This is a genomic window from Streptomyces sp. A3M-1-3, from assembly GCF_024213665.1.
Lineage (GTDB): Bacteria > Actinomycetota > Actinomycetes > Streptomycetales > Streptomycetaceae > Streptomyces.
Genome location: NZ_JANAVP010000031.1, coordinates 75916 through 84724 on the forward strand (window position 1 = coordinate 75916; position 8809 = coordinate 84724).

The window sequence follows — 8809 nt, forward strand, 5'->3', positions numbered from 1 at the left end:
GCTAGAGAATTTGACGCGCGGGAAATTCCCATGATTGACTCTGTGTCACCTATCCACTACCAAAGGGGGATACGTGGCACGCACCGCCGAGAAGACCGCCGTCCCGGCACAGGCCGGACCGACGAAGACCGTCCGGAAGCGCTACGAGGAGATCCGCGTCGGGGACCTGCACGTCGATCAGACCCTCGACTCTGCCCGGCTGTTCGGCACCAACACCGCCGAGGAGGCCGGCCCGGCCACGCAGCGGAAGAAGGACGCCGCGTGGACCGCGCGGCTCACGAAGATGTGGGATCCCTTCGCGCTGCTCCCGGCGATCGTCTCCCTCCGAGAGGACGGCCGGTACTACCTTCTCGACGGCCAGCACTCCACGGAGGTGGCGGTCGAGAAGGAGGGCCCGGACTTCCTCCGCGACTGCATGGTCTACGAGGGGCTCTCCGACGAGCAGGAGGCGAAGTTGTTCCTCGCGGCGAACCGCGACCGCAAGGCCGTGAAGCCGTTCGACATCTTCCGCGTCTCGATCACCGCCGGCGACCCGCGCAACACCCGGATCCTCGCCGAGGTCGAGAGCCGTGATCTCGGCATCTCGGGCAGCACCTCTGCGAACAAGATCGGCGCAGTGCAGGCACTCACCGCCCTCGCGGTGATGGACGAGAAGCACGCCGCCCGGGACGAGAGCGGGAGCCTGATCTACCCCCTCGTCCTCCCCGAGGGGCGCTCCCCGCTGATCCCGCAGGTGTTGCAGGTCGTCGAGGACGCGTGGGGCCGCAACCCCGCAACGTGGGAAGGGATCATGTTGCGCGCCATCGCGATGGTCCTCGACCGCAACCCCGGCGCCCAACTCGACCGCCTGAGTAGGAAGCTTGCCGGCCACGGCACGCGCAAGCCGCTCACGGTCGCGCAGTGGAAGGAGTCCTCCATCGCGAACACGGTCGGCGGCGGCGGCTCCTCCTCCCGCTCCGCCCCCCTCGCAAAGCTCATCGTCAACGAGTACAACACCGGGCTGACCGAGCAATTCCTGATCCATCCCGGCCGGCCCGACAAGGACTGAACCACCTTCACCGGGCCCCCGCGCACGCAGCGTGGGGGCCCTTCGCTCCAACTGTGTCAGGCAGCTGTTGAGGCGGACTGTTCCCGGCGGCTTCGCGAGCGACAGAGCTTCCCAGGCCCAGCACCTGGCTCGTGATCAGCGTGGTGAGCGCAGCTGAACTTGGTTGGGCGATGTCGGCCGATTACCTGACAGTTGAGGACTGGGTCCGGTAAGTCTGTGCAGGTGAATGAATCCACTCCGCCCGAGGACGGCGAGCCCACCTCCTTCGCCGAGAAGACGAAGACCTGGTATGAGAGGCACAAGCCGAAGATCCGCGTCGCCCTCGGCGTGACTCTAGCCGTGGGCCTGGGCCTGATTGTGGTCGCCCATCGCCACGAGAGGCAGGCCGGCGAGAGGTACGATGCCGAGGGCATCGGGGATTGGGAGCCGGTCTCCGGCAGTGACGCCACGGACGAGCCTCGTCGGTCCTTCCTTGACCCTGACCGTGATCCCTTCCTGCGGAGGCTCCCCGCTGGTCAGCAAGCCAGCGAGGAGGCCAACGCGAGGTATAGGGAACTGAGGGGCTGCGACCTCCCTCCTGGTTACACCTGCGTTCGCCCGTGGTCCATTGAGACCGCAGCCTGAGCACCTGAGCGAAGGTCACCGTGGCCTCTCATTCCTGTGCGGTGCCGACGGAGTCGCTGCAGGACGCTCGTACTGCCTCTGACCTGCGCATTCGCCCGTCACTGGCGAGCGCCGTCGAGGGCCTCGTCGATCCTGGAACCGTGGCAGAATCCGAGCTGCAAAATAGGACCATGCCTGTGATGTTGACCGATATGCCGCCCGACCGGCTGGACGCGCTGGTGAAGCATCCGTTTCACCGGGAGACTGGTGAGCGGCTGGTCAGTTTTATCAGCGACTTGCGTCAGTGTCATGGCCCCGAGGACTTCGTGGCCTTCCAGGAGCGACTGCTTGTTGCCACTCTCGCAGCCAGTGAGGCACGGGCGCAGCGGTCCCGGGTGATCAAGCGGCTGAGGAGGGGCGCCCGGCTTCCGGCCGATGCTCCCGAGCTCGCCGTCGGTGATCCGTACGACATCGAGGATTGGCGCCTGGAGTCAGATGTCCTTGAGCGCGTCGGCCGGCAGCTGCGGTCCATCGGCGACGCCATGGCCTGGCGCGCGTTTGGCTACGACCGCCGCTACATTCTCGCGCTGCGCCGCAACGAGTCGCCGGGCCCGATGACCCTCAGCAAGGAGGGAACGGTCCACGAGATTCAGTTCGCGCAGGAGCAGTGGAGCGAGCACCGCCGTTTCGCGATGCTCCACGATCTCACCAACTGCCTGCGCATCGGCGACGTGACCGTGTTCGACAACCCCCGGGAAGACGGCGAGCAAGAGATCTTGCTGCACGAACTCAAGACGAACCCGCGGCGGCGGGAGAGCGCGCAGCTCATCCGCACGCGGATGGCGGCTGATGCCCTCCACACGAATGGGCCTCTGTCTGGGCACGAGAAGGCCCACTTCTTTGCCACCGGTGTTCCCTACAAGGCTCACCTGGACACCCTCCGCGATGCCTTCGCATTCGCCCACCAGGACGGCCTGAAGACGATGCGGGTGCCCGGGCAGCGCGGCCTAGGGGCCTCCCCCTGAGTGGTGGACACGCTGATACTGGATCTGCTTGATCCGGAGGAAGCGAGAAGACCGCCGATGGCGATGAAGGATTACTCGGACGAGTTCAAGGCCGATGCCGTGGCCCTGTACGAGTCCACACCCGGGGCGATCTACAAGAGCATCGCTGCCGACCTGGGCGTCAACCGGGCGACCCTGCGTGAGTGGGTGCTGCGGGACCGCGAGCGCCGTGGCATCACCGCCGCGGCTGCGAGGCCGGGCGCCCAGCCTCGGGAGGCGGTGCCGTCCGCTGATCCGGACGAGCGGGTGCGGCAGTTGGAGGCCCGGGTGGCCGAGCTCGAGGCGAGTGAGCGCAAGCTCGCCACCGAGCGGGACATCCTCCGCAAGGCGGCCAAGTATTTCGCCGGAGAGACGAACTGGTGAGGAGCCGCTTCCAGTTCGTTGACGACCATCGGAACACCTACGAGGTGAAGCGGCTCTGCCAAGTCCTGGACGTGAACCGGTCCAGCTACTACAAGTGGCTCGCCGGCGCCGAGGCCCGGGCCGCCCGGCAGTGGGAGGACCGGATCCTGGCCGAGGAGATCCGCGAGGTCCACGGCGAGTCCGGCGGCGCCTACGGCTCCCCCCGAGTGACGGCCGAGCTCCGCGAGAAAGGGCGGCGGGTCAACGAGAAGCGGATCGCCCGGATCATGCGGACGTTCTCCATCACCGGCATCCGCCTGCGCAGACGCGTGCGCACCACCGTCCCGGACCCGGCAGCCCCACCGGTCCCGGACCTGTTCCAGCGGGACTTCACCGCCATCGAGCCGGGGCGGAAGTACATGGGCGACATCACGTATCTCCCGCTCGCAGGCGGGGAGTTCCTCTATCTCGCGACCGTGCTGGACTGCTTCAGCCGCAAGGTCGTCGGCTGGTCCATCGCCGACCACATGCGCACCGGCCTGGTCGCCGACGCACTGCGGATGGCAGCCTCGACCCGTGGCCGCCTGGACGGCGCCGTGTTCCACTCCGACCACGGGAGCCAATACGGCTCCCGGGCCTTCGCCGGCCTCTGCGACCAGCTCGGGGTCACCCGGTCGATGGGCGCGGTCGGCACCAGCGCCGACAACGCGGCCTGCGAAAGTTTCCACGCCTCCCTGAAACGCGAGACCCTCCGGGGCGCCCACGACTACGGCGACGCCGAGACCTGCCGCAGGACCGTCTTCGCCTGGCTGACCCGCTACAACACCCGCCGCCGGCACTCCGCCAACGGCCACCTCAGCCCCAACGAATACGAACACCGACACCACACCGCTAAACTCACGCTCGCCGCGTGATCAATAACCGCGTGCCCACCTTCGCGGGGGAAGGCCCCTAGTCGCAATGGACATTTCCGCCGTGGGCAACAGGTGGGGGATGCCCGAAGCAACCCGGCAGTTCGAATCGGCCTACGCGGCGTTGCTCCGCCGTACCAGGCTGACTGGGCAGCGTGTCTGCTTCGGCAGCGGGGACCAAGCTGCCCGCAACACGTTGCTGCCGCCATGGGGCATCTATCCGCTCCAACCAGCAGAGTGTGCCGGCCTCATCGCCGATGTCCTGGTCTTTACCGTCACGACATCCTCCGACGGCTTCGTCGAAGAGGTACGCAAGGCTGGAATCGACGCGCGCTGGGTCCTGCCGGAAAACACTGAGATGGGCCCGAACTAAGTTGTCGTGGAAGTCGAGGGTTACGGGCACCGCGTCACGATGACGAGATGGGAGATCGAACGGTTGCTACTGGAGCTGACCGACCTGCCGACCTGGGCAGAAGGGATCAAACGGCTTCTCCGCCGAGGCCCGGCTGGCTGGCAGCCATGGCCGCACTTCCTCAACGAGCACCTGATATGGGACTGACCTGAATTGCTGCGCCACGCGACCGCTCGTGAGGAAAACTGCCAGGCCAGCGCAAGTGCGCTGTGGCTACGCTCCCGGTCATGAGGACTTCCGCCGCCGACTACGGCTGGCTACCGGACCACCAACTGCATGTGGTGCCCACCTTGGCCCATGTGGACCAGCTGATCGACCACGTCACGCGGATCGTCCATAACTACTCCGATCAGGACCCGCTGACCCTCGCGGAGGTCGTGGACGGCGACCGGGTCCACATCAAGGTGACCGCTATCGCACCGATACCCGAGTTGATGCCTCGGCTTGTAGCGGACGCCCTCACCCAGCTCCGCGCCGCCCTGGAACACACCTTGTACGCCGAGGTCGAGCACCTCCTGCAGCGCCGGCTGACTGACCAGGAGGCGCGAAGCATTGAGATGCCCGCCTGCACCGAGCCAGCCCGCTTCGATACCTGGCTCGCACACGGACGCCGGAGCCGACTGGCCCCACTTGCCGTCGGCGCTGTGCTCGCGGAGCGCATCCGAGCGTTGCAGCCCTTTCAGCGCCGCGACTTCGACGACCACCCACTCCGGCTCCTGGCCGAGCACACCAACCTGGCCAAGCACCGCACCCCGGCCGTCGCCGCCACCCGCCTCGGCGCCGTCTATCCCGACCGCCAACACCCCGATCTCACCGTCGCTCTCCCCTTGAAGCGCAACCCCCAGCCTGGCCATAGCCTTCGTCTCCAGCCCGGAGACATTCTGGCCAGCAGTCCCCGCAACACCAGAACCGAGCTTTCGATCGTCCCGCCCGTCTGCCTGCAGCGTCCGCATACCGGAGTGTGGAACATCGCGGTAAAGGAACTCGGCTGCCTCGAAGACTGGATCCGGACCACAGCCATCCCGATCCTCATCACCGGGTCCCGCCAGAGCACCCCGATCCCGCCCCAGCTCGACATCACGACCGGACACAGCGATCTCCGGCGCGCGCTCCTGTCGGCAGGTGCCATGCCCGCAGCAGAACGGGGCGCCCTGAGCATTCAGGCCACACAGGCTCGCCGTGATCTTCCCGGAATTCTCTCCATGCCGCCAGTGAGCGCTGACCGAGAAACAATCAAGGCATGGGTGTCGTCCCTGGATGACGCGAGGGTCGTGGGCACGGTCGCCCGTATCGCACTGGTGAACCCCGACCCGAGGGCCCTGCTGCACTATCTAGGCGAACTGTGCGCTGAGGCTCACGCCTACAAGAGCCGGGTGTGGGACGAGTCAGGAGAACAAACAGGGTCCGCATAGCCTGAGTCCGGGACCCGGGAGCGGATCCCGGGGCTTCGGCCCGGGCCGCGCACCTTGACTAGCACCCAGCTTGAAGGCCGGCGCTCTCCGAGCACCTCGCGGACCACCAACGATACGAACCCCTGGTCAATCACCCAACAGGTGAAAGGCCATATGTCTCATGAGACATGCTGAACGTGAAGAACGTAGGTTCGGCACCCACCTCGGCCACGGCCTGACCGTCGAAGAGGCCACCGCCGCCACCCGCCAGACCACCGAGGGTGTCAAGAGCGCCGAGGCGATCCTCGCCCTGGCCCACGCCCACGACGTCGAGATGCCGATTACCGAAGTCATCTCCGCCCTGCTGCACGAGAAGGTCACCCTCGACCAGGCCGCGGCCGCGTTGATGCAGCGGCCCCCCAAGCCCGAGCGCTGACCCCCGCGGAGACCCGCGTTGCGCGACACCGCCAACCACCTTCACCCTCCCGACACGGAGGTCCTCACCCCTGCACGGATCCGTGCTCTCCGCTCTCCAGCGTCCAGAGCGCCGTCGCCCTCGCACTTGTGGAGTGGATGATCAGCGGGCAACGGCGGCTCGGCGGCCGAGGCCCTTCACTGGAGCTCCGAACTGGTCGGCCGCTTGCCTGCCAAGCGGGCTGCCCGCGATCGCCCTGCACGCCGGCTCCTCCCAGTTACCGCCATCACCAACGACTACGGCGCGAAGGAGGTCTTTGCCCGGCAGGTCCGCGTGCACGGCCGGCCGGGCGACGTCCTGCTGCTGCTCTCCACGTGCGGCGCCAGCCCCAACGTGCTCGTCGCCTCGAAGGCGCATCGGGAGCTCGGGCTCACCATGTGGGCCCTGACCAGCCCGGCCCCGAACCCGCTCGCTGAGGCCGCGGACCAAGCTGTATGCAGTGGATGCCTGTTCGGGGGCAGCTCGCCTCCGCAAAAGCTCACAACGGGTGCGCACGTGAATGCTGCCCATCAGAAATCGATATGAGCAAATCACTAATTGACCGGCAGTCACGTCCTTGGCGACAAGCTGCAAGACAGTGAGAGCAGGACCCGGAGAAACCCGACACCATACGGGCTCGCTGACACGCGCACGCATCGCGACCCATTAACGCCGAGACCGGGCGACTTCGCCATCAGAGACCCGTCCCCTATTTCACGGGCGTGATGGCCATCAGACGACAGGACGGCAACTCCATGGGGGTAAACGGTAGAAGCCGTATGGCGAACTCCTTGCCGCCCTGTCGAGGCAAGTAGAGTCGCCGCGGCTGGTGCGATGCCGGGTGCGTAATGGCTGGCAGGTTGGGCGCGTTCCACAGCTTGCCTGCGATTGGGTCAGCCATGACGGTGCCGATAACTGCCTGGAGTCGCGCATCTTGGGGCCATTGTTCGGCGTGCAGACGGAGTTGGGCGATCATCGGCAGCGCCCATTCATCCTGCCAGTCGATGAGCTGGGCACGGGCTTCGGGCCAGGTGAGGGCCCACTCCATCACATTGAGGCCATGCCGAATCCAGGGGAAGTATTCGCGGGTCTTGGCGTTGTAGGCGAGCACGTCCCAGCGGTGGTCGTTGACATAGAGCGCCCACGTGGGGCTCTGCTCGACGAGATCACGGATCGCATCCGGCAGCAGGCCACTGAGAGGGCTGACGGGCGCCGAGTTGGGGACTCGGCCGCGGGTGATGCGGTACACGATGTCCCACTCCTCAGTACTCAGGTCAAGGATCCGCCGGACAGCCTGCAGAAAGTTGTCGCTGTAGTTCTTCGGCCGGCCGGATTCCAGGGCGTTGTACCAACGACGGCTGACGCCGGCCAGTTGCGCTGTCTGGGCTTGGGTGATTCCGACAGAAGACCGGTCACCGAACGACGCCACAAAACCCGGTATGTCCGAAGTGTTACGCCGCGCACGGGCTTGCCTCAGAATGCGGGTAACGATCAACTGCATCTCACTCTTATTCATAACGTTCACATAACGACGGGAGGGTGGGGCTCAGGTCACATTGCCGTCGCATTCACGGTCGCCCCACTCACGCGGCCACCGGTATCTCGGCGTGCCTTTAGGGGAGTTGACCCCGAACACCTCACCTACTACTTGAAGCGTGAAGGTTCTTGCGGGGCAGTGTGAACTGGGAGTTCTCATCAGAAGGATAAGCGCAGGGTTTGCGTTGCTGTGACGCACGGGCTGTCGCCTAATCTCGCTGAGACCGCTGAGGCACTCAATTCCCAGAGGCAGTAAGACCGTCGACCCGCAAAAAGGATCTTCATGACGCGCTCCAATCCGATCACCGGGGAAGCAGCGGTATTGGCTACACCCGCCCCAATGACCGGCCCGGCTTGAGCAGATCAGGCAGCGATATGTTTTGGGCAAGCCTGCGCGGAGGCTGGCGCCGACCCTTGAGCGAACGTGGCCGGCGGAACCCGCCCAAGGCCGCGGAGCGGCGTCGTGCCGTGCGCGAGGAGTGTCGGGTGCTGCTGGAGCAGATGCCGATCCCGCGACCGTTCACGCTGGACGGGCTGATCGCCGGCATCGAGGCGGCGCGCGGCCGAAAGATCAAACTCGTGGCCATTCCCGACTACCTGCTGGCCAACACTGACGTGTGCGGCCTATGGCTGCACCTCGATGACGCACCCGTCGACATGATCTTGTACGTGGAGGGCACCACCACCTTCCACCGCATGCGGATCATCCTCCACGAGCTGGCCCACATGTGGTGCGACGACGAGACCGAAGTCAGCTACGAGGAACTGGCCAGACTCCTGCCGGACTTTCCACCCAACGTCCTGCACCGCCTGACCCGGCGCGGCCGGATCATGGCCCGGCATCGGTACGACTCCCACACCGAGATGCGCGCCGAGATGCTGGCCGACCTCCTCCACAACGAGGCGTACGCCATCGACTACATCGAGGACACGACGCTCCGTCACCTCGATGAAGACCTGTCCCATCCCCTCCTAGGGCCTGTTGCGAAAGTGGATCTCGCCTGTGAAATGATCTTGTGTTGTGGCGCGTGCAGATCTGACGGACGAA

The 8809-nt window shown here is 66.0% G+C and carries 8 protein-coding genes and 2 pseudogenes; 9 read left to right on the forward strand and 1 reads right to left on the reverse strand.

The features are described from left to right. The first annotated feature begins 73 nt into the window (after positions 1-73). The 8 genes and pseudogenes from NLX86_RS28265 to NLX86_RS28300 form a co-directional block, all read left to right on the forward strand. Complete coding sequence (locus NLX86_RS28265; RefSeq protein WP_254374633.1) at positions 74-1048, forward strand: DUF6551 family protein; 975 nt, start codon at positions 74-76, stop codon at positions 1046-1048. A 216-nt stretch (positions 1049-1264) separates the two neighbouring features. Further along, positions 1265-1672, forward strand: coding sequence for a hypothetical protein (locus NLX86_RS28270; protein WP_254374634.1), 408 nt, complete (start codon positions 1265-1267; stop codon positions 1670-1672). A gap of 140 nt (positions 1673-1812) precedes the next feature. Then, complete coding sequence (locus NLX86_RS28275; RefSeq protein WP_254374635.1) at positions 1813-2676, forward strand: hypothetical protein; 864 nt, start codon at positions 1813-1815, stop codon at positions 2674-2676. A gap of 57 nt (positions 2677-2733) precedes the next feature. Next, a protein-coding gene (locus NLX86_RS28280; protein WP_374213981.1) for an IS3 family transposase occupies positions 2734-3971 on the forward strand; the annotation gives its coding sequence in 2 pieces (ribosomal slippage) (positions 2734-3064 and positions 3064-3971; 1239 coding nt in all). A 46-nt stretch (positions 3972-4017) separates the two neighbouring features. Beyond that, on the forward strand, positions 4018-4341 hold the full coding sequence (locus NLX86_RS28285) for a hypothetical protein (protein ID WP_254374637.1): 324 nt from the start codon (positions 4018-4020) through the stop codon (positions 4339-4341). A gap of 338 nt (positions 4342-4679) precedes the next feature. Further along, complete coding sequence (locus NLX86_RS28290; RefSeq protein ID WP_254374638.1) at positions 4680-5792, forward strand: hypothetical protein; 1113 nt, start codon at positions 4680-4682, stop codon at positions 5790-5792. A gap of 184 nt (positions 5793-5976) precedes the next feature. Then, positions 5977-6207: pseudogene (locus NLX86_RS28295) on the forward strand (NAD(P)H-dependent glycerol-3-phosphate dehydrogenase); the annotation flags it as partial. A 156-nt stretch (positions 6208-6363) separates the two neighbouring features. After that, a pseudogene (locus NLX86_RS28300) lies at positions 6364-6771 on the forward strand (SIS domain-containing protein); the annotation flags it as partial. A 163-nt stretch (positions 6772-6934) separates the two neighbouring features. On the opposite strand, the gene NLX86_RS28305 reads toward NLX86_RS28300, so the two are convergent. Further along, positions 6935-7726, reverse strand: coding sequence for a helix-turn-helix domain-containing protein (locus NLX86_RS28305; RefSeq protein WP_254374640.1), 792 nt, complete (start codon positions 7724-7726; stop codon positions 6935-6937). 521 nt (positions 7727-8247) lie between these two features. On the opposite strand from NLX86_RS28305, the gene NLX86_RS28310 reads away from it, so the two are divergent. Continuing rightward, a partial coding sequence (locus NLX86_RS28310; RefSeq protein ID WP_254374641.1) for a hypothetical protein occupies positions 8248-8809 on the forward strand: 562 nt, incomplete at its 3' end.